Origin of the sequence: Aquibacillus saliphilus (assembly GCF_020404745.1) — a bacterium.
GTDB classification, from domain to species: Bacteria; Bacillota; Bacilli; order Bacillales; family Amphibacillaceae; genus Aquibacillus; species Aquibacillus saliphilus.
In genome coordinates, this window is the sequence record NZ_JAIZAP010000023.1 from 40,739 (window position 1) to 61,451 (window position 20,713).

The window sequence follows — 20,713 nt, forward strand, 5'->3', positions numbered from 1 at the left end:
TTTAATTATACAGTTTTTCTCTTCGCTGCTTTTTCACGCTCGTTGTGATTTAAGATTTTCTTACGAATTCTAATTGATTCAGGAGTTACTTCACAATACTCATCATCATTTAAATATTCGATTGATTCTTCTAACGTTAACGAACGTGTTTTTCTGATTGTTGACGTTTGATCCTTATTAGCGGAACGTACGTTAGTGAGATGCTTTTCTTTTGTGATATTAACAGTTAGATCATTCTCACGATTATGCTCTCCAACAATCATCCCTGCATAAACCTCAGTACCTGGTTCTACAAAGATTGTACCGCGGTCCTCAAGTCCCATAATTCCATAAGTGGATGCTTTACCCTGTTCCATAGCAACTAGGACTCCACGTTGTCTGCCGCCTACTTGACCTTGAGCAAGTGGCTCATATTTATCAAAGGTGTGGTTAATAATTCCATAACCTCTTGTTTGAGTCATAAACTCAGTGGAATAACCAATTAATCCACGGGATGGGACTTTAAATTCCATACGCACTTGTCCATTTCCTTGGTTAACCATATCAACCATTTCACCTTTACGAGCACCAAGTGATTCCATAACAGCACCAGTATGATCTTCTGGCACATCTACTTGCACACGCTCAACAGGCTCACAACGAACACCATCTATTTCCTTAATAATTACCTGTGGCTTCGATAGCTGAATTTCATATCCTTCACGACGCATATTTTCAACTAGAATAGAAAGGTGCAATTCACCACGACCAGATACAGTCCATGCATCCGGTGAACTTGTTGGGTCTACGCGTAAACTAACATCTGTTTCAAGCTGAGTCATCAGACGCTCTTCGATTCTTCTAGAAGTGATATATTTACCTTCTCTACCAGCAAAAGGACTGTTGTTAACTACAAAAGTCATTTGTAGAGTTGGCTCGTCAATTCTAAGAATTGGCAATGCTTCCTGGTGATCAGTCGGACATACTGTTTCACCTACGTTAATATCTTCTAGTCCAGCTAATGCAATAATATCACCAGCTTGCGCTTCTTGGATTTCAATTCGCTTCAATCCGATAAAACCAAACAGTTTAGATATACGGAAATTTTTAACAGATCCATCTTTTTTCATTAATGATACTTGCTGACCAACTTTAATTGATCCGCGGAAGATACGACCTATACCAACACGTCCAAGGTATTCATTATAATCAAGTAATGTAATTTGGAACTGTAAAGGTTCTTCAGAAGTGTCAAAAGGAGCTGGAATATTTTCCATAATTGTTTCAAAAACAGCTTCCATAGATTCTTCTTGTTCTTCCGGTTCATTACCAGATGTTCCATTTAGTGCAGAAGCATAAACTACTGGGAATTCCAATTGACTATCATCCGCACCAAGTTCGATAAATAGATCAAGCACTTCATCTATTACTTGTTGAGGACGAGCACTAGGACGGTCAATTTTGTTTAATACTACAACAGGGTTTAATTTCTGCTCCAATGCCTTTTTCAAAACAAAGCGAGTTTGTGGCATACAACCTTCATAAGCATCTACGACTAGTAGAACACCATCAACCATTTTCATGATTCGTTCAACTTCACCGCCAAAATCAGCATGTCCAGGTGTGTCCATAATATTAATGTGTGTGTCTTTATATTCAATTGCTGTATTTTTAGCTAGGATGGTAATTCCGCGTTCTTTTTCAAGATCATTTGAATCCATTGCACGATCGTCCACATGTTCATTTGCTCTGAATGTTCCAGAGTAACGAAGTAGCTGGTCTACTAAAGTGGTTTTACCGTGATCAACGTGAGCAATGATTGCTATGTTACGAATGTCTTCTCTTAATTGCATAATGTACATTCTCTCCTCTTTTGTAACGAGTTCGGTTTCCGTTTACAACTTGCCAATTATATCATATAACCTGCCAAGAAGTATAGTAAATCCTTTAATCTGAAATTTTAATTGTAAATAATGCACCACCAAGAGTTGATTTACCAACTGTTATAGTGCCTCCTGAGTGTTCCACAATAGCTCTGGAAATCGCAAGTCCTAAACCTGTTTCCCCACCTTCACCTTTAACAAACCTGTGAAACAGATGAGGCATTAGGTCTTCTGAAACACCTTTTCCATCATCCGCTATTGAAATTGTGATTGATCCACTAGCTACTTTTGCTGTAATTACAACAGATGTCTTTGCGTGCCTTATAGCGTTTGTAACAATATTCAACATGGCCTGGAGCAATTTTTCCTTATCAGCAAACAATGTCATTCCATTTGGAACTTGAGTGTTAATGTCAACATGCTGATCATTTGCTAAGGGTAACGCTCTTTCTACTGTTAGTTTAATTAAATCCTCAACTTTTATTAATTCTTCTTGATATATATTTTCTTGACTATCCAATTTAGCTAATAAAATCATTTCATTAATAATCTTTTTCAATCGGTTAATTTCATCAACCATAACGTCTAAACCTCGATCTGAATCCTCTTTCACGAACACACCATCTCGTATACCTTCTGCGTAACCTTGGATAGTCATTAAGGGTGTCTTCAATTCATGGCTAGCGTTTTGGAAAAATTGCCTCTGTGATTGAATATAACGCCTGAGCTCATGCGCCATCTCTAATACACTTTGCTCTACTTCTTTAATTTCTCCACTAGCTTTAATTTCTTCAAGCTCATCAAACTGTCTGTTTTGAATCTTTTTCAATTGATACTTTAATCTGGTGAGTGGTGTAACTAACCGTTTAGTTAAAAAATAACTTAGTAGTACCGCAACCGCTATACCAATAATAAAAACTACTAATAACCTGTTAAAAAAAGTATGCTGAATTGCCCTTAAATCTTCAAGTGGAGTTACAAGCACTAGTTCTATTTGTGTTTGTTCTGAATAAGAATCCACTCTTGAGACAACGAAACTTTCTTCGCCTGCCTTCCATATTTCTTGTTTATCATCAGTTATATCATAATTAGTAATCCAATTTTCGACTAGTGGTACAGGAAGATTTGTAAACAGTAATTGTTCATTTCTTTGATCATAAAGAAACAATTGTATTTCTTGCCCTTGAAGTAATAAATTTAGTTTTTGAATATTTTCGTAATTGTAATCACTTAATAAATTTACCAATAAGTTACCTTTTGCCTCTAATTCCTGTTGCTCATCCTGAATGAGTAAGTTAAGGATTAACGAATAAATTGTAATAGCTGCAACTGACATTATAACAACTAGCAAAGCGGTAAATGCGGCTGTTAGTTGATACTGAAGTTTCATTGACTTTCCTCAATTTCACTTCGCATCCGGTAACCATAACCCCATACAGTCTCAATAGGCAATTTATCGAGTTTTTTTCTTAATCGTTTAATTAAATCATCGATAGCTCGATCGCTGCCGAAATAATCATCTCCCCAGATTAATGCCAATAACTCCTCGCGAGCAAAGGCACGATTTTGGTTCTTAATAAATATTATTAACATGTCAAACTCCTTGGCAGTTACCTCTACTTCTTTCGTTCCCCAAAAAACTCTACGATCTACTGTGTCAATAATTAATTCGCCTAACTGCAATTCATTATTTATCTTTGTGACACTATTTAATGAAACATCGACTCGTTTAAAAATCCGTTTTACTCTTGCCACTAATTCTCTTGGACTAAAGGGCTTCGTTAAATAGTCATCACTACCTAATTCCAACCCAATAATTTTGTCAACTTCATCATCCTTTGCAGAGATAATGATAATCGGCACTTCACTTTCTTGCCTGATTTTCTTACACAACTCATATCCGTCCATTCCCGGCAGCATAATGTCTAAAATCCACATATCTGGCTGGGAATCACGAGTCATTTGCCAAGCTTCTTCCGCGTTATCAACCGTTGTAACTTCGTAACCCTCTTTTTTTAGGTATGCAGTTACAATATCGCGAATATTAGGGTCGTCCTCCACAACAAATATTTTGTTTTTCACTAGTCTGCCTCCATTTCCCAACACAATTTGCGCATGTAAGTCAATTTCATAATTGCAATATCAAGCGGTAAAATAGGTATTATAAATTGATTAATTATTTTTAATATATTTATCGCCAAAAATTAATGTAAGAATATTTCAGTTTTTCTTATAATATCATCCAATAACAAACTTATAAAATAGAATCGCTTGATTCTTCATTTACACACTTTTTCCACAATTATACCTAAAACTTGCCAAATCTGCAGAATACAATAAAATTGTAGAATAAAACAAACCTAAAGGAAAGGCGTGATATCATATGATAAATAATGATGATCACAAACAAGAGCAAGAAATTTACACTCCTGAAAAGTCAAATGACCAACACGGTACCCAGGAGAGAGAATATTTATTTGAAAATACTACAGTTGATAAAAATTCTTACAATAACAATCAAATAGTAAATCAACCACCTATTGAAAGTAAACAGTCCAAAAAAAATAACTCAACTAGTAAATGGGCACTGTTTATTAGTGGAATAGTTGGTGGTCTCACTGTTGCGACTGTCGGCCTGCTATTAATAATTAGCGGCATTCTACCGATAGACCAACAGATCAGTAACAATCAAACAGGGCTAACAACATCGAACAACAACCATCAATCAAGTGATATCATTCCGGCAGTAGCTTCAAGCAATGACGGTTCCCTAACTAGTACACTAGGGCAAGTATCTGATGCAGTTGTAGGTGTCTCTAACAAAAAACAGACAGATTTATGGTCTGAGTCACAATCTGCAGGAACTGGATCCGGAGTTATCTACAAAAAACAAGATGGCAGTGCTTATGTCGTTACGAATAATCACGTCGTCGAAGGTGCAAATGAGGTTGAAGTCATTTTATCTACAGGAGAAAATGTCAGTGCACAAGTACTAGGTGCTGATCAATTAACTGATTTGGCTGTTTTGAAAATTGACGGAAGTAAAGTGACTCAAGTCGCTACCCTAGGGACTTCAGGAAATCTTGCTGTTGGTGATACCGCTATTGCTATCGGCAACCCACTCGGAACAGAATTTGCTGGGTCAGTCACTAAAGGAATTATTAGTGGGCTAGAAAGGTCAGTAGATATGGACCTTAACCAGGATGGACAGCCTGATTGGACAACAGAGGTTATCCAAACTGATGCTGCTATTAATCCAGGTAATAGCGGCGGTGCTTTAATTAATAGTAGCGGCGAAGTTATTGGTATTAACTCAATGAAAGTAGCGCAACAAGCTGTTGAAGGAATAGGTTTTGCTATACCAATCGATGAAGCTAAACCGATTATTGATCAACTTGAAACAGATGGACAAATATCAAGACCATTTATGGGTATTAGTGCTGTATCCTTAGATACTGTACCAAGTAGAAATATCGTGGAAACCTTAAAACTGGGAGACGATGTTACTGAAGGTATCGTTATTGCTCAAGTACAATCCGATTCACCAGCAGGTCAGGCAGGACTTCAGCAATATGATGTAATTACAAAGGTTAATGATAAAACAATTGCTTCTATGTTGGATTTAAAAGAGTACCTATACTCTGAAACCGAAATTGGTGATGAAATAACAATCACTTATTATAGAGAAGGTCAGGAACAGACGACAGCCTTAACTCTAAGTGAACAAGGGTAAATATTCTCGGAAAAAAATACCCCCTTTTTATGTTCCTGAGAATTTAAAATAGATTAAAACACCACCTATTGCTAGGTGGTGTTTTTGTATAACCCAGAAGTGAGCTTTTATTTACACTCAAAATTTAGAGTTAATTTTTTAGATGAAATAGGGTTTTCACTTCCGAATCTTATTTTACTACTCATACAAAATTGAACTGACTTCATTTTCATCTAGATAGGATTCGTAATCTTCATGGTTGCCATTAACACCGATGTAATTACCTTCCATATCCGTTAATAAGAAGCCTTCAATTTCTTCAGCAGACCCTACTAATTCATCTGAATTAAAGTACATGTCTTGATAGTCCTTTTCGGTATCATAAAAATCTGACGGACCATCTGAAGAACCGAACTTTTCGACACGTTGCCACGAGTCTTCCGCATCAAAAATGGTCGATTCTTCTTCATCCACTTCTGATTCCATTTCATTTATGCTTGAATGAATCACATCTTCTTCTACCGGACGAACTTTATCGATATCATGTTCGACATGTTCAATACAACGTCTTGTCGTCGGCATTGCCAGGAGTCTTTCAGCTGAAATTTCGACGCCACATTCCTCGCACTTGCCATACGTGCCTTTTTCAATCGCTTGAAGTGCAACACTAATATCTTTCATCTCTCGTTCTGCATGTTCATTTAGAGCAATATCTTTTTCTCTTTCATAAAGCTCTGTACCATGATCACCAGGATGATTATCATAATTAGATAATTCACCCATCGATTCCTTTATTAATTCGTAGCTAAGACCAAAATGATCCTCTAAATGATCACTTAATTTTCGCTCCCGCTCCATTAATTCTTGTTTACACTCAGCTACTTGCTGACTATTTATCATAAAGAACCGCCTCCTGACACCTGTGTCTTAGTGGGGCATTTCTTAGTATATCCGTTATTTAATACACAACCACATTAGTTTTTGGAAATTTAGGAAACACTACTTGTTACTTGTTCACTCTATGTAAAATCATATCAACATGCGGGATGTTATCCTCTAAATACACTTCAGAAATTTCTTTAAAGCCTAATGAACGATAAAAGTGACGAAGATGTTCTTGGCCATGTATCTTAATTTCATTTTCTTTCCAGGTTTCTGTTATTATATCGATTGATTTTTCCATCAGTTTTGTTGCGCAACCTTTTCCACGATAGTCCTTGTTGATTAACACTCGCCCAATCGAAGCTTCACTATAAATATTTTCTTTAGGTATCAATCTAGAGTATGCAACAATTATCCCGTCTACTTCTGAAAACAAATGAGATGAAACTTGATCATAATTATCTACTTCATGATAAGGACAATTCTGTTCAACAACAAAAACATCCACTCTTGCTTTTATTATTTTATATAATTCTGATGTTGTTAATTCATCAAAAGTTTTTAAATGCCACTCCAATTTTCATCATCCTTACTCATTTTTAAAATTACTTTTATACTACTGGAAATCAATCATTTATATAAAGAAATGTGCCTACTTCATTTCTTTATTTGGAATTAAGTGATATATTTTCGGATAACTAAGGTTGTTATTAGGAGGTTTTTTAAGAATGATGAATGATACCTATCTTTTCTTATTTGGTGGAAATCCTTCTCAGTCAGAAGGATCTAAAACTTTCGCGAAACAAGCTGGTAAGGAGCACGCCAAAATAGCCTTATTAATTATTTACCGTGAAGGATGGCAAGACTACTTAGCAAGATACACAGAGCAGTGGATCAAAAGTGGCGTTAACCCTGAAAACATCGAAGTCATCATTCCAGATCAAGACGGAAAATTAAATTATGAAGCAGCTACTTGGATTATCGAAGCAGCGACCGGCATTTTTATCGGCGGTGGTCATACACAGACATATCATTCTCTTTATACCAAAGAACCATTTAAACGATTAATTCAGGCAAAGTATAAAAAAGGCACCCCAGTTGCCGGAAACTCAGCCGGGGCACTACTTACTACGCAGACCATGCTTTTGTCTCCATATGACACGGATTCAGGGGAGCCAATCATCTTGAATGGGTTAGGTTTAATATCGAACATTCTAGTCAGTGTCCACTATACGAAATGGAATGACGCTGACAATTTTAAAAAAGGGTTGCTAAAAACAGGTATCACTACTGGTTACGGAATTGATGATAATGCCTGTTTGGTATTTAAAAATAACAAAGTCCACAGCTATTTGGGTGAAGAACATGTATATCATATAAAATAATTTTTAAAAGGGTTGTCTGCTCCAAATAGGAGTAGGCAACCCTCTTTTTTCTACAAATCGTCAAATCCGTTATCTGTATTATTTACTTTTGTATATTGTCTGGATTTTTGCTCAAAGAAATCCGATTTACCTAAATCAATTTCTTCGTAGGCTTTAATCCAACGTAGCGGGTTTTTATCTATTTTTGGATAGAGCTTTTCATACCCCAACTGTTTACAACGTGTATTAGCTGTGAACATGATATAATCTTCAACATCCTTCAGCAAGATCCCATCAATTTTGTTTCCTATGATATGTCTTGCCCAGTCAATTTCTAACTCTGTAGCTTGTCTAAATGTATCATAAACAAATTCCTCTAATTCATCCGTATTGTACTCAGGGTTTTCTGCTAAAACTTCTTTGTATATTCGAACGAAAAGATCCACATGTAGCTGCTCATCCCTATTTATATAATTAATCATCGTTGATGTGCCAACCATTTTTTGATTTCTGGCCAAGTGATAGAAAAAAGCGAATCCAGAATAAAAGAACAAGCCCTCTAAGATAACATCAAAAACGCACGATTTTAATAAGTTTTCAATTGTAGCTTGATCTGCGAATGCTTCATATCCATCAGTCACAAAGTCATTTCTCTTTTGTAGTATTGGTTCCGTACGCCAAAAATCAAAGACCTCATCCTGTTTTTGTTTTGAAACTAAAGTCGATAAAATATAGGAATAAGAATGATTATGAATTACTTCTTGTTGAGCAAGAATGATCATTAACGCATTTAAACTCGAGTCCGTTAAATAGTCGGCAACCTTACCAGCATAATCAGTTTGCACACTATCTAATAGAGCTAACAACCCAATGATTTTTAAAAATGCTTCTTCCTCATGGCGTGATAGTTCAGGAAATTGCTTCATATCTTGTGACATATTGATTTCAAATGGCGTCCAAAAGTTGGATAACATCTTTTTATATTTTGGGTATGCCCAAGCAAAACGTACATCATCCCAGTTTAAAATATTGGAGCTTTGGCCGTTTATAATACCTGTTGATTTATTCGGAGCTGTTTTATCCATCAGTTTCCGCTTATTTAAAGTGGTTGACATCGTTATTATCCATCCTTTCTTTTAGCTTGAACAAGACTCACAATCAATTAAATCTGATGATGTTGAACGTAAATAGTAGGTTGTTTTGAGTCCTGACTTCCATGCATCTATATGAAGATTTAGTAACTCTCTTGCTTGTACCGTGTTTGGAACATACATATTGAATGAGATGCCTTGGTCGATATGTTTTTGTCTAGCAGCATTTTGTTTAATACTCCAATGCTGATCGATAAAGTAAGCTGATTTATAATACCAGGTTGTATCCGAATTTAAATCTGGAGCCGTAACAGGAATCTTATAATCCTTCTTTTCTTCGGAATAAAACTTTTGAAAAATAGGGTCAATACTAGCAGTACTTCCTGCAATAAGGGATGTAGATGAATTTGGTGCGACAGCCATTAGATAGCTATTTCTTATTCCAGAATTCTTTACGTCTTGCTTTAACCGATTCCAAGGAAGTGCAGATTCCTCGCTTGTGTAACCTTTTTGTTCAAAGTATCTTCCCGATTGCCAATCAGATCCCTTAAAAGCATCACAGGCTCCTTTTTCTTCAGCTAATTTCATGCTTGATTCGATTGTTAAGAAAGCAATTTTTTCATAAAGTTCATCCGCAAATCTTACCGCTTCATCACTTTCCCATTTAATTTTCTTAAGCGCGAGAAGGTGATGCCAACCAAACGTTCCAAGCCCAACCGCTCGATACTTTTGATTGGTGATCTGAGCTTGAAGGACCGGGATTGTATTGAGATCGATAACATTATCTAACATTCTTACCTGGACCGGTATGAGCCTCTCTAAAACTTCGTCTGTTACTGCATTTCCTAAGTGTATGGAAGATAAATTACACACAACAAAGTCACCAGGTTGCTTATTAATTACGATTTTCCCATCAACTGTTAATTGTTCCGTTACATAAGTCGGACTTTGGTTTTGGGTAATTTCTGTACATAAGTTACTTGAGTACACCATCCCCAAATGACTGTTTGGATTTTGGCGATTTACTTCATCCCGGTAGAACATGAACGGGCCACCTGTTTCCAATTGGCTTTTTAAAATTCGCTTCATAATATCAATTGTAGGCACTTCGTCTTTTGTTAAATCCGGATGATTCACACATTCAAAGTACTTTTCTCTGAAGCTTCCGTTACCTTTTGTCTCATCGAAATAATCTTCTAGCGAATAGCCCATGACACTCCTTACTTCATGGGGATCAAATAAAAACCAATTTTCTCTAAGCTCCAACTTCTCCATAAATAAATCCGGGAGACATATGCCTGTAAAAAGATCATGTGTACGATGCCGTTCATCGCCATTGTTTAATTTAGCATCTAAAAAAGCGAAGATGTCTTTATGCCAAATATCAAGATAGACACATATTGCACCTTTACGTTGACCAAGTTGATCGACACTAACAGCTGTATTATTTAGCTGTTTCATCCAAGGTAAAACACCCGACGAAGCACCAGTGAAGCCTTTAATTGCACTGCCTCTGCTGCGGATTTTTCCTAAATAGACACCAATTCCGCCACCATTCTTAGATAAATTAGCAATATCTGTATTACTATCAAAGATACCCTGCAAACTATCGTCTACAGTATCAATAAAACAGCTAGATAGTTGACCATAACTCTTTCCAGCATTAGATAATGTTGGTGTTGCTACTGTCATGTATAAATTACTTAGCGCCCAGTAAGCTTCCTTCACTAGTTCCATTCGTTTATCTTTCGTTTCATTTTTCATTAAAGTCATCGCTATAATCATAAAACGCTCTTGAGGAAGTTCATAAACTTGTTTCTGATAACCTTTAGCTATGTACCTATCAGCTAATGTGCGCAGCCCTATGTAAGTAAAAAGGCTATCTTTATTAGGATCAATTCTGTTACCTAATTCGGTAATTTCTATTTCAGTGTACGATTCTAAAAGATTCGAGTTATATATTCCCATGGAGGTTAATGTTTGAATAAGTTGATAAAAGGAACCATATTTTTCGTTGATATCGTAACCTCTTCGTTCTGATGCATCAAAGTAAAGTTGCTCTAAGTAAAGGGATGATGCAACATATGTCCAATCAGGCTCATTTTCATCTAAATAAGCGAGCGCTTCGAGTATTAATTGATTCACCCAATCTTTATCTTTTAGCCACGGTTTTTCCTTTAGCAAATCCTCACCATGCTTGATTAGTGAAGTTATGTCTAGGTGATTAAATTTTCCAACTAATTCTTCAATCACTTGTAATTTCCACTCGCTTTTTTTCGTTTTTACTTCTACCATTTTTTCGTCCTCCTCGTATCATTTTGTTACGATTTCTGAGCAGTTCGTGACCAGAGCCCTAATGAAGCAGCATAAATCATTACATAAAAAACCGCTCATGAGCGACATGAGCGGACAAAAAACGACAGAAGATCGGTATTAAAATATCCACTAACTATTGCCTAGAGGACATTTGACTTTTATACTAAATAAAATCTAAAGTATTAAAAAGCACCTACTTACCCTATCGTTTCAAAGTCTCAACCCCCGAAGCAAAGAAACACTAGCAAATTCAGGCAGGTCTACTGATTTATGTTTCACTCTACTAGAGCCCTTCCCAAATCGATGCTAATAATAGCAATCAGATCCAGTGGATTTACTCGTTCGTCCACAATTACAGTTGCGGGGACAATCACGGATTTACACCGTGTTCCCTTTTCAGACTTTAGAAGTCACCTGAATTTACATATTTACAAGATGTAGTATTATTTTTTATAAAAGTAACAATATATTGAATTTAGCACAAATATTTTTATCTTGCAATGCATAATTTTTCCTAGTTATATATATCCTTAGTTTTAGTTGAATAATAAATTAATGGAAGGAATTTTTGTCGAAATATCGAATAATTACGTAATAGGGAGAAAGGATGAACAGGTATGAAACGAACAAAAGATAGTAAGATTGGTTTTATTGGTACGGGAGTAATGGGTAAAAGCATGGCCAAAAACCTATTAAACGCAGGATACAATATGAATACATATACTAGAACAAAATCTAAAGCCAAGGAATTAATCGATTTAGGGGCAGTTTGGAAGGATTCAGTTGCAGAATTGGCACGTGATTCAGACGTTGTCATTTCAATCGTTGGGTACCCCAAAGATGTTGAAGAGGTGTACTTAGGGGAAGATGGGTTATTAAATAATTTAAAAGCAGGTTCATATACGATTGATATGACTACATCTAGCCCGCTACTAGCAGAAAGAATAAGTTCGATAGCAATGGAAAAATCGATTGCTTGTTTAGATGCTCCTGTCTCAGGTGGCGATATTGGTGCAAGGAATGGAAAACTTGCAATAATGGTAGGCGGAGAGCAAGAAGCATTTGACGAAGTACTCCCTGTATTTCAAGTAATGGGTGAAAACATCGTTCTTCAAGGAAAATCTGGAGCAGGACAACATACTAAGATGGCTAATCAAATAACAATCGCATCTAATATGATTGGTGTCTGCGAGGCAGTTGCTTATGCTGAGAAAGCAGGTTTAGATCCAAAGCGTGTACTAGAGAGTATCACAACCGGAGCAGCTGGCAGTTGGTCTCTAACTAACCTAGCCCCTAGAATGATTGCAGGTGATTATGATCCCGGTTTTTATGTCAAACACTTTATAAAGGATATGACTATCGCACTTGAATCGGCACAAGAAATGGAGTTATTGACTCCTGGTTTAGAGCTTTCACTTTCACTGTATAAAAAATTAGCAAAACAAGGTGAAGAAGACAAGGGCACTCAAGCGTTAATCCAGTTGTTTAAATAGAATCTAAAAACTTCACCTAAGTAGTGGCAGGTGAAGTTTTGCTGTGTCTTAAAGCCCCATTTTCTCTATTCGTTCTGAAACAACAAAAGCTAAATCATCATTACCAAAAAGCTGCAATACACCTAAAACGCTTTGTTCAGGAATGTCCTCAGATTCCTGTTTTGGTACGGTTAAATCAATTGCTTGGAGTAATGCTGGATTTTTCCCTTGTTTTGGATAAGCCTCTAAATATAGTTCAAACGGGTCAAGGTTGTTGTTAACACACCATTGAGCAAATACTAATATCATCATATTCTCATCCTGTTGATACTGCTCAATAATCCTCTTTTCTATTTCTTCATTACTCAAATGGTTCTCCCCCTTTTTTATCTTGGTTACTAGAACAAAAGCGCAGGCGCCTTGCTCACCACCGACAAGCTTAAGACAAGCCTCGGCGTGACGTTCTTTGCCACAGAGAGGATTGACTTAAGACCTCGAGGTGGTAGGCGCCGGAGCTGGACGCGGCTAACATTGTCAAAAAATTATCCACACGAAACCAATTTTATAATTTCCTAAGCTACTAAAAAAGAGTGCACCTCCAGGGAGATACACTCTTTGTTCGTTTGTATATAATGATTACAGACGAGTTACGTTAGCTGCTTGTGGGCCGCGGTTACCTTCAACGATTTCAAATTCAACTTCTTGACCTTCATCAAGAGTTTTGAAACCCTCTGCTTGAATAGCTGAGAAATGTACGAATACATCGTCTCCATCTTCGCGCTCGATAAAACCAAAGCCTTTGTCTGCGTTAAACCATTTTACTTTTCCGATCATGTAAATGACCTCCTTACAAAATAATAGTACAAAGTAATTGAATCTTGATATTACCTTTACACCACTTATTAGTAAAGAGTTCGTAAAGAAAATATTCACCGATCAATTGCCTTTTGTACCTTCAACTTTACTACTTTTAGGCATAAAAATCAAGATTCAGCAATGATTTTTTTCAATTCAAATTTCGACATTTATTTCATTCATCAATAGAAAATTTAGATAGATATTTCGTTAATTTATTGTGGCGATTGGTTAATACTAAAAAAGTAAAAATATGTGCATAATTCCTATATGCTTCTCCAACAAAGACATCGTTTAAGTTAATCTGATGAAAGTACGTCAAAAACATTTTTTAAATAAAATGTTGCCATTTCATAAAATTTACATCAAAAAACAAATTGCGAACAGACTATAAACCGTGATAAAATAATGTCTTGCAAGATTATAAACAAAATAAATCGCCTAAAACATTTATATCTTGCAAATATGAATTGATAGGTGGTAATTAAAAATGGAAACAGAAATGAATTTTCAAGTATTGTTGTATTACAATTATGTTCATATCGAAGACCCTGAGACATTCGCAGCTGAACATCTAAAGCTTTGTAATGACCTTGAACTAAAGGGACGTATCTTAATTGCCCATGAGGGTATTAATGGTACTGTATCAGGAACAGTTGAACAGACGAACAAATATATGGAAAAAATGCATAACGATCCTATGTTTGCAGATATGGTTTTTAAAATTGACGAAGCAAAAGGACATGCATTCAAGAAAATGCACGTGCGTCCTCGTCCAGAGCTTGTTACACTGCGATTAGAGGATGATGTTAATCCAAAAGAAACTACTGGACAATATTTAAGTCCACAAGAGTTCTATAAGGCGATGCAAGATGAAGATACCGTTGTCTTAGATGCAAGAAATGATTACGAATACGACCTTGGTCATTTTAGAGGAGCTATTCGTCCGGATATTGAAACTTTTCGTGATTTACCTAAATGGGTTAGAGAGAACAAAGAAAAGATTGAAGGAAAGAAAATTTTAACGTATTGTACTGGTGGAATTCGTTGTGAAAAATTCTCAGGTTGGCTGGTAAAAGAAGGCTTTGAAGATGTTGGCCAGTTGCACGGTGGAATTGTCTCTTATGGCAAAGATTCTGAAGTACAAGGTCAATTATGGGATGGTCAGCTCTATGTATTTGACGAACGTATCAATGTTCCCGTTAATCGGACGGAACACGTCATTGTTGGTAAAGATTACTTTGATAATCAACCTTGTGAACGATATGTAAACTGCGCTAATCCTGAATGTAACAAACAAATTCTTTGCTCACCTGAAAATGAGCATAAATATATGCGTGGATGCACACATGAGTGCCGTGTGTCACCAAGAAACATGTATGTAGATGAATACAACTTAACTGAAGCAGAAATTAGTGAACGATTAGAAAGAATTGAGCGAGAAGACGGAGTTTCACAGCCCTAAAAAAATTCACACCAAGCAAAGAACTTACTAAACAAGGCTCCTACAAAATTGTAGGAGCCTTGTTTTGTTACTAGTTCACTTTATTCTAAAATGAATTTCTACTTATACCTTAATCCTAAATCATTCAAATTGTAAATAATACCCAAAAATAAATATCTCCATATAGTCTTTTTTAGAACTTGTCTAAATATATTAAATGAAGAAGTTATATTTTGGATAATTTTAGGAGAACTTTATGACGGAAATCATTTTCGAATATCGATGGCTAATTCTAATAAGCTCAGAAATATTATTTTGGTGTACATTTATCTTATTCTTAGTATTACGTTACTTGTACAATTCAGGGGCTCAAAATTTCTTTCTTGTGATTTCAATTATTAACCAGTTTTTAAACATTCCTCTTGCAGCCTTTGATTATTATCAAATTAGACACGTGTCTATGTTCCAAATTAGTATATTGCTACTATACATATACGCTATAACACGGGGCCGTAGAGATATATATAAGCTGGATAAATTAATTCTAAGAAATGTTGCGTCAATTAAAAATAATTCCTTCCGAAGTACAGTGCGTAGTCCACTTGAACACCTATTGTCTGGTGACATTCATGCAAAGATAGAAAGAAGGAAATTTTATCTACACCTTATCGTTTATTTTTTAGCACAGATTTTCGTCTTTTCAGGTCATCAATCTTATCAACCAATCAATCAATTTTGGACTGTTTTTATAATCATTGACGGCTTATGGTCTTTATCTTTTACATTTTTTCAGTATGACAAAAATGCGAATTAATTATTATTCAAATGTTTGCATTAAATTAGCCATTTCAATTGCTGAAACTGCTGCTTCTGACCCTTTATTCCCTGCTTTTGTACCAGCACGTTCGATTGCTTGTTCTATGTTTTCAGTGGTTAATACACCAAATATAACTGGTAGGCCTTCCTGCATTGAAACGCTCGCAACACCTTTTGATACCTCACTACAAACATAATCAAAATGTGGAGTTGATCCTCTAATAACCGTTCCAAGTGTAATAATAGCATCATATTTCCCTGAAGCAGCCATCTTTTTTGCAACTAACGGAATTTCAAAAGCACCAGGTACCCAAGCAATCGACACATTCTCATTTTTTACTCCATGTCTTCTTAAGGTATCTTCTGCTCCACCAAGTAGTTTACCTGTTATAAATTCATTAAACCTTCCCACAATAATTCCAATCTTCAGATCCGTACCTACTAAATTACCTTCGTATATATTATTCATTATCTATTCCCCCTAATATTTTAATAAATGATCAAGTTTAGCTATTTTTGTCTTTAAATAATATTCATTATCTTTGTTAGCTGGTATTTGTATTGCCTCTCGCTCTACAACTTCTAGTCCATAGTCACCCATTCCAGATATTTTTCTTGGATTGTTGGTTATCAAACGAAGTTTTTTTATGCCCAATTCTTTGATTATTTGAGCACTAACTGCATAGTCCCTTAAATCATCTGGAAACCCAAGCTGATGATTCGCTTCTACTGTATCGAATCCTTGCTCCTGCAGTTTATATGCTTTTAGTTTATTTAACAGACCTATTCCACGGCCTTCTTGTCTCATATAGACGAGCACACCTTTTCCTGCTTCTTCGATTTGTAGTAATGCCTTTGCTAGCTGAGGTCCACAATCACATCGATGGGAACCAAACACATCACCTGTTAAACATTCAGAATGAATTCTTACTAATACAGGTTCGTCAGGATCAAATTCCCCTTTATATAAAGCAAGGTGCTCCTTGCCGGTAAATTTCTCAGTATAAGCAGCAAGTTTAAATTCACCGTATTCAGTTGGAAGATTAATCTCAATTTCCTTTTCCACTAATTTATCGTGTTTTTTTTTATAAGAAATTAAATCTTGAATAGTAATCATCGACATCTCATGCTCAGTAGCAAACCTTTCAAGCTCAGGTACGCGGGCCATCGTTCCGTCGTCATTCATAATTTCACAAATGACACCTACTGGTTCAGATCCAGCAAGTCGCGCCAAATCTATTGCGGCTTCTGTATGTCCGTGCCTTTCTAACACTCCAGCTTCTTTTGCTATTAACGGAAACACATGCCCAGGACGCTTAAAATCGGCTGGTTCTGTCGTCTTATCCAAAAACATTTGAATCGTCAGTGCACGTTCATACGCGCTAATCCCTGTATGAGTTGTTTTGTAATCAACACTTACCGTAAAAGCAGTACCATGTGCATCCGTATTATTAGTCACCATCGAATTTAGTTCAAATTTTCGGGCGAAACTTTCTGACATTGGCGTACATATAAGTCCTCTTCCTTCTTTAGCCATAAAGTTAATCGCCTCTGGAGTGGCATGTTCAGCAAGTAAAACAAAGTCACCTTCATTTTCCCTGTCTTCGTCATCGACCACTATAATCATTTTTCCCATCTTTAACTCTTCGATAGCTTTTTCAATCGTTTGAAACATAGGGTTTCCTCCTTAAAAGCCATATCGCTCTAATTTTTCCATTGTCATATTTCCATCTTCATTGTCCGTTTTATTTTCTTTCTTAGCTGTAAGTAATCGCTCCATATATTTTGCTAGCATGTCATACTCAACGTTAACCATATCACCATGATTTTTATCTCCAAGAACCGTTGCCTTTTGTGTTTCTGGAATAAGTGAAATTACAAAGCCCGTGTCTTTAAGTTCAAATACTGTAAGCGACGTTCCATCAACGGAAATTGATCCCTTTAAAGTAATATAATGTAGACCACTGGAAGGTATCTTTATAAAGATATACCTAGCATTATCTTCGGTCCAAATCCTTTCAATTGTTCCTACTGTATCAACATGACCGGAAACAAAGTGACCTCCAAATCTCCCGCCAGCGCTCATTGCTCTCTCCAAATTAACCTCAGAACCTATCTTAATAGTAGCTAAAGATGAACCTCTATAGGTTTCTGGAATAACATCAACGGTAAACCAATTTGAGCTAAACGAAGTTACTGTTAAACAAACTCCACTCACAGAAATACTGTCTCCTGTAGCAACATCTAAAGTCACCTTAGTCGCTGCAATTGTTAAAGTTAAAGAGCTCTTGTTTTGAGTTATACTTTTAATTTTCCCTTTTTCTTCTACAATACCAGTAAACACTTACTCTTCCTCCTTCATTGGTCGAGCAGTTATCTTTATATCTTTGCCCAATTTTTCGATTGTTTCAAATTCTAAATCCGCTGCATCTTTCATCCATCGTGGCGAGCCTCCACCAACTGTTGTTAATGCATCCGTACCACTGAGTAATTTTGGCGCAATATACCAATGGCACTCGTCAAATAAACGTTTTTTTACGAATGCACCATGAATCAAACTTCCACCTTCTACATAAAGAGACTGAATACGCATCTCTCCTAGTAGATCTAATAGCTCTTCCATATCTATTTTTGATGTGGTCAGTTTAATTACTTTTATTTCTGGATAATCGCTTTGAAATTTCTTTGTTTTTGCATTAGCACCACATACAATCCATGTCGGTGCTTCATTATCTGTTAACACCTTACTATTTTCATTAATACGTAGTTCTGTATCTAAAATAATTCGAATGGGGTTTTTTCCACCTTGGGGCAGCCTAGTGGTTAAAGAAGGGTTATCGTGAAGTACCGTATTAATTCCAACTAGAATTGCATCATGCACGTCTCGTTGTTTATGAACGTCAAGCCTTGCTTCTTCCGATGTTATCCAACGACTATCTCCAGTAGAGGTTGCCGTTTTACCATCTAGAGTCATGGCTGCTTTTATCGTTACATACGGTCTTTTCGATTGAATAAAATGAAAAAATTTGCGATTTAATTCTTTTGCTCTTGTCTCCTGTAGGCCAACTTCGACCCAGATACCTGCTTGCCTTAACTTTTCAATGCCTCTACCAGCGACTGCTGGGTTTGGATCCAGGCAAGCAACATATACCTTCCTGAGTTTGTGTTCGATGATCAAATTAGCACACGGTGGCGTTTTTCCATGATGTGAACAAGGTTCAAGCGTAACATATATATCTGCGCCTGCACTGTTGTCACCCGCTTGCCTTAATGCGTGTACTTCAGCATGTTCTTTCCCCGGCTCTAAGTGGCTGCCAATACCGATAATTTTACCGTCCTTAACAACCACAGCACCAACTGAAGGGTTTGGACTCGTTTGTCCAATCGTAGCTTCAGCAACAGAAAGTGCAACATTCATGTATTCTTCCTTTGTCATTCGCATCACACCCCTTTCCAATTTGGTTGGAAGAGGAAAACAAGAAGGACCCCAGAAAAGTTCTAGGGCCCTGAAAATTTAATAGCAAATAAACGTACTATTGTACGTAGATTTATCCTTTTCCCATCCAGACTTTAACTGTCGGCTTTGGAATTTCACCAAATCCACCTTCACAAATACATGATCCGGGTCACGGACTAAGGGTATCTAAGACAACAAACCCATCACCGTCGGTCAGGAATTTCACCCTGCCCCAAAGGAAAACCATATTCAATTACTAACAGTATATCATTCGATTATTTAAAATGCATTAAATTGACTCAAAGTTCACATATTTACCACTTTTACACTAAATTCCCCTAGAAAATAGAAAAGACAACAAGTAAACTATCTACTCACTGTCTAATAACACAATTCAATCTTCACCTAGAATTTTTACTTCACGCTCTAAATCTACGCCAAAGTTTTCTTTGACTGTCTTTTGGACCATTTCAATTACTGCAATGTAATCTGTTGCCGTTGCATTATCTTTATTTACTATAAATCCTGCATGCTTGGTAGATACCTCTGCATCACCAATACCTTTTCCTTGCAGTTCACTATCCTGAATTAATTTACCTGCAAAATAGCCAGGCGGTCGTTTAAACACACTGCCACAAGAAGGATATTCCAGCGGCTGCTTAGATTCACGTTTATAGGTTAGGTCATCCATCACTGCTTTTATCTCATCATAATTACCTTTTTCTAAATCGAAACGCGCTTCCAAAACAATATATCCTTTATCCGGAATATTACTAGTTCGATAATCTAAATCTAATTCATCAGCAGTTAGGGTAAGTAACTCTCCATTAGCATCAACTACAACTGCATGGTGCAAACAATCCTTCACTTCCCCACCATAAGCACCTGCGTTCATAAATAATGCGCCACCAACAGTTCCAGGAATACCGCAAGCAAATTCCAACCCTGTTAATCGCTCTTGTAGCGCCTGTCTAGATGCATCAATAATTCTCGCACCACTCTCAGCAATAATACTATTTCCTTCCCTTTTTATTGTTGTAAACCTTTTAGGGCTCATGACAATACCACGAATCCCACCATCTCTCACGATAAGATTAGATCCGTTTCCTAAAAGGGTAAAAGGAATTTGTTCACTCTTTGCAAATTTAACAATTTGCTTTACTTCTTCTATAGTGGCTGGTGTTACAAAAAGATCAGCCTTTCCACCTAATTTGGTGTACGTATGATTTTTTAAATATTCATCTACCATCACATTGCCTTTCGCTGTAATGGATAATAACTGTTGATATACATGATGGTAATTAACCACTTTTAATCATTCCTTTGGACGTTCTATTATCTAATAAGATTAATAACTCAAGGAGTCATACCGTTATCAAACTCACCAGATAAATTATAGCAGTAAGGGTAGACTAACTTCAATAAAGTTTCGTGTTTAATTT

Annotated in this window: 19 protein-coding genes and 2 riboswitches; of the genes, 5 read left to right on the forward strand and 14 right to left on the reverse strand. The window is 36.4% G+C overall.

The features are described from left to right. Positions 1 to 5 precede the first annotated feature (5 nt). The 3 genes from typA to LD272_RS19025 all read right to left on the reverse strand — a co-directional run bounded on the left by typA (position 6) and on the right by LD272_RS19025 (position 3,944). Entirely contained in the window at positions 6 to 1,832 is a 1,827-nt protein-coding gene (typA, locus tag LD272_RS19015; protein ID WP_226038179.1) for a translational GTPase TypA, read from the reverse strand. A gap of 94 nt (positions 1,833 to 1,926) precedes the next feature. Continuing rightward, positions 1,927 to 3,252, reverse strand: coding sequence for a sensor histidine kinase (locus tag LD272_RS19020; RefSeq protein ID WP_226038180.1), 1,326 nt, complete (start codon positions 3,250 to 3,252; stop codon positions 1,927 to 1,929). Beyond that, positions 3,249 to 3,944 carry a response regulator transcription factor gene (locus LD272_RS19025; RefSeq protein WP_226038181.1) on the reverse strand — a complete coding sequence of 232 codons (696 nt, stop codon included), beginning with the start codon at positions 3,942 to 3,944 and terminating at the stop codon, positions 3,249 to 3,251. Before LD272_RS19025 ends, LD272_RS19020 begins: the two co-directional genes overlap by 4 nt. Positions 3,945 to 4,245: 301 nt before the next feature. Between LD272_RS19025 and LD272_RS19030 the strand changes: the two genes are divergently transcribed. After that, entirely contained in the window at positions 4,246 to 5,595 is a 1,350-nt protein-coding gene (locus tag LD272_RS19030) for a S1C family serine protease (RefSeq protein ID WP_226038182.1), read from the forward strand. A gap of 177 nt (positions 5,596 to 5,772) precedes the next feature. Here the strand turns inward: LD272_RS19030 and LD272_RS19035 are convergent, their stop codons facing one another. Continuing rightward, complete coding sequence (locus tag LD272_RS19035; protein ID WP_226038183.1) at positions 5,773 to 6,474, reverse strand: TraR/DksA C4-type zinc finger protein; 702 nt, start codon at positions 6,472 to 6,474, stop codon at positions 5,773 to 5,775. 106 nt (positions 6,475 to 6,580) lie between these two features. Beyond that, entirely contained in the window at positions 6,581 to 7,033 is a 453-nt protein-coding gene (locus LD272_RS19040; protein ID WP_226038184.1) for a GNAT family N-acetyltransferase, read from the reverse strand. Positions 7,034 to 7,184: 151 nt separating this feature from the next. On the opposite strand from LD272_RS19040, the gene LD272_RS19045 reads away from it, so the two are divergent. Then, entirely contained in the window at positions 7,185 to 7,841 is a 657-nt protein-coding gene (locus tag LD272_RS19045; protein ID WP_226038185.1) for a Type 1 glutamine amidotransferase-like domain-containing protein, read from the forward strand. Between the two features lie 50 nt (positions 7,842 to 7,891). Here the strand turns inward: LD272_RS19045 and LD272_RS19050 are convergent, their stop codons facing one another. Together LD272_RS19050 and LD272_RS19055 are read right to left on the reverse strand one after the other, a co-directional pair. Next, positions 7,892 to 8,935 carry a ribonucleotide-diphosphate reductase subunit beta gene (locus tag LD272_RS19050; RefSeq protein WP_226038186.1) on the reverse strand — a complete coding sequence of 348 codons (1,044 nt, stop codon included), beginning with the start codon at positions 8,933 to 8,935 and terminating at the stop codon, positions 7,892 to 7,894. Between the two features lie 21 nt (positions 8,936 to 8,956). Then, on the reverse strand, positions 8,957 to 11,206 hold the full coding sequence (locus LD272_RS19055) for a ribonucleoside-diphosphate reductase subunit alpha (RefSeq protein WP_226038187.1): 2,250 nt from the start codon (positions 11,204 to 11,206) through the stop codon (positions 8,957 to 8,959). A 257-nt stretch (positions 11,207 to 11,463) separates the two neighbouring features. Continuing rightward, positions 11,464 to 11,660: riboswitch (cobalamin riboswitch) on the reverse strand. 184 nt (positions 11,661 to 11,844) lie between these two features. On the opposite strand from LD272_RS19055, the gene LD272_RS19060 reads away from it, so the two are divergent. Next, on the forward strand, positions 11,845 to 12,720 hold the full coding sequence (locus LD272_RS19060) for an NAD(P)-dependent oxidoreductase (protein WP_226038188.1): 876 nt from the start codon (positions 11,845 to 11,847) through the stop codon (positions 12,718 to 12,720). A 48-nt stretch (positions 12,721 to 12,768) separates the two neighbouring features. On the opposite strand, the gene yxiS is transcribed toward LD272_RS19060, so the two are convergent. Further along, positions 12,769 to 13,068: a protein YxiS gene (gene yxiS / locus LD272_RS19065; RefSeq protein WP_226038189.1), complete on the reverse strand. Its 300-nt coding sequence runs from the start codon at positions 13,066 to 13,068 to the stop codon at positions 12,769 to 12,771. 267 nt (positions 13,069 to 13,335) lie between these two features. Then, positions 13,336 to 13,533: a cold shock domain-containing protein gene (locus tag LD272_RS19070; RefSeq protein WP_226038190.1), complete on the reverse strand. Its 198-nt coding sequence runs from the start codon at positions 13,531 to 13,533 to the stop codon at positions 13,336 to 13,338. Positions 13,534 to 14,044: 511 nt separating this feature from the next. On the opposite strand from LD272_RS19070, the gene trhO reads away from it, so the two are divergent. Together trhO and LD272_RS19080 are read left to right on the forward strand one after the other, a co-directional pair. Further along, positions 14,045 to 15,019 (forward strand): oxygen-dependent tRNA uridine(34) hydroxylase TrhO, encoded by a 975-nt coding sequence (gene trhO, locus LD272_RS19075; protein WP_226038191.1) that lies wholly within the window; start codon positions 14,045 to 14,047, stop codon positions 15,017 to 15,019. Between the two features lie 235 nt (positions 15,020 to 15,254). Next, on the forward strand, positions 15,255 to 15,812 hold the full coding sequence (locus LD272_RS19080; protein ID WP_226038192.1) for a hypothetical protein: 558 nt from the start codon (positions 15,255 to 15,257) through the stop codon (positions 15,810 to 15,812). A gap of 3 nt (positions 15,813 to 15,815) precedes the next feature. Here LD272_RS19080 and ribH read toward each other — a convergent pair whose 3' ends face one another. The 5 genes from ribH to murB form a co-directional block, all read right to left on the reverse strand. Further along, positions 15,816 to 16,283, reverse strand: a complete 468-nt coding sequence (gene ribH, locus LD272_RS19085) for a 6,7-dimethyl-8-ribityllumazine synthase (protein ID WP_226038193.1) — start codon at positions 16,281 to 16,283, stop codon at positions 15,816 to 15,818. 12 nt (positions 16,284 to 16,295) lie between these two features. Continuing rightward, on the reverse strand, positions 16,296 to 17,489 hold the full coding sequence (locus tag LD272_RS19090; RefSeq protein WP_226038194.1) for a bifunctional 3,4-dihydroxy-2-butanone-4-phosphate synthase/GTP cyclohydrolase II: 1,194 nt from the start codon (positions 17,487 to 17,489) through the stop codon (positions 16,296 to 16,298). A gap of 12 nt (positions 17,490 to 17,501) precedes the next feature. Next, positions 17,502 to 18,158 carry a riboflavin synthase gene (gene ribE / locus LD272_RS19095; RefSeq protein ID WP_226038195.1) on the reverse strand — a complete coding sequence of 219 codons (657 nt, stop codon included), beginning with the start codon at positions 18,156 to 18,158 and terminating at the stop codon, positions 17,502 to 17,504. Next, positions 18,159 to 19,250, reverse strand: coding sequence for a bifunctional diaminohydroxyphosphoribosylaminopyrimidine deaminase/5-amino-6-(5-phosphoribosylamino)uracil reductase RibD (gene ribD / locus LD272_RS19100; protein WP_226038196.1), 1,092 nt, complete (start codon positions 19,248 to 19,250; stop codon positions 18,159 to 18,161). 111 nt (positions 19,251 to 19,361) lie between these two features. Next, positions 19,362 to 19,515, reverse strand: a riboswitch (FMN riboswitch). A 150-nt stretch (positions 19,516 to 19,665) separates the two neighbouring features. Beyond that, positions 19,666 to 20,580: a UDP-N-acetylmuramate dehydrogenase gene (gene murB, locus LD272_RS19105; protein ID WP_226038197.1), complete on the reverse strand. Its 915-nt coding sequence runs from the start codon at positions 20,578 to 20,580 to the stop codon at positions 19,666 to 19,668. Between the last annotated feature and the right edge of the window lie 133 nt (positions 20,581 to 20,713).

Coding starts and splice junctions, on each gene's coding strand:
- LD272_RS19060 (WP_226038188.1), top strand. CDS start 11,845: ATGAAACGAACAAAAGATAGTAAGATTGGTTTTATTGGTACGGGAGTA.
- LD272_RS19090 (WP_226038194.1), bottom strand. CDS start 17,489: ATGTTTCAAACGATTGAAAAAGCTATCGAAGAGTTAAAGATGGGAAAA.
- LD272_RS19020 (WP_226038180.1), bottom strand. CDS start 3,252: ATGAAACTTCAGTATCAACTAACAGCCGCATTTACCGCTTTGCTAGTT.
- LD272_RS19080 (WP_226038192.1), top strand. CDS start 15,255: ATGACGGAAATCATTTTCGAATATCGATGGCTAATTCTAATAAGCTCA.
- typA (WP_226038179.1), bottom strand. CDS start 1,832: ATGCAATTAAGAGAAGACATTCGTAACATAGCAATCATTGCTCACGTT.
- ribD (WP_226038196.1), bottom strand. CDS start 19,250: ATGACAAAGGAAGAATACATGAATGTTGCACTTTCTGTTGCTGAAGCT.
- LD272_RS19035 (WP_226038183.1), bottom strand. CDS start 6,474: ATGATAAATAGTCAGCAAGTAGCTGAGTGTAAACAAGAATTAATGGAG.
- LD272_RS19050 (WP_226038186.1), bottom strand. CDS start 8,935: ATGTCAACCACTTTAAATAAGCGGAAACTGATGGATAAAACAGCTCCG.
- LD272_RS19045 (WP_226038185.1), top strand. CDS start 7,185: ATGATGAATGATACCTATCTTTTCTTATTTGGTGGAAATCCTTCTCAG.
- ribH (WP_226038193.1), bottom strand. CDS start 16,283: ATGAATAATATATACGAAGGTAATTTAGTAGGTACGGATCTGAAGATT.
- LD272_RS19030 (WP_226038182.1), top strand. CDS start 4,246: ATGATAAATAATGATGATCACAAACAAGAGCAAGAAATTTACACTCCT.
- trhO (WP_226038191.1), top strand. CDS start 14,045: ATGGAAACAGAAATGAATTTTCAAGTATTGTTGTATTACAATTATGTT.
- LD272_RS19070 (WP_226038190.1), bottom strand. CDS start 13,533: ATGATCGGAAAAGTAAAATGGTTTAACGCAGACAAAGGCTTTGGTTTT.
- LD272_RS19055 (WP_226038187.1), bottom strand. CDS start 11,206: ATGGTAGAAGTAAAAACGAAAAAAAGCGAGTGGAAATTACAAGTGATT.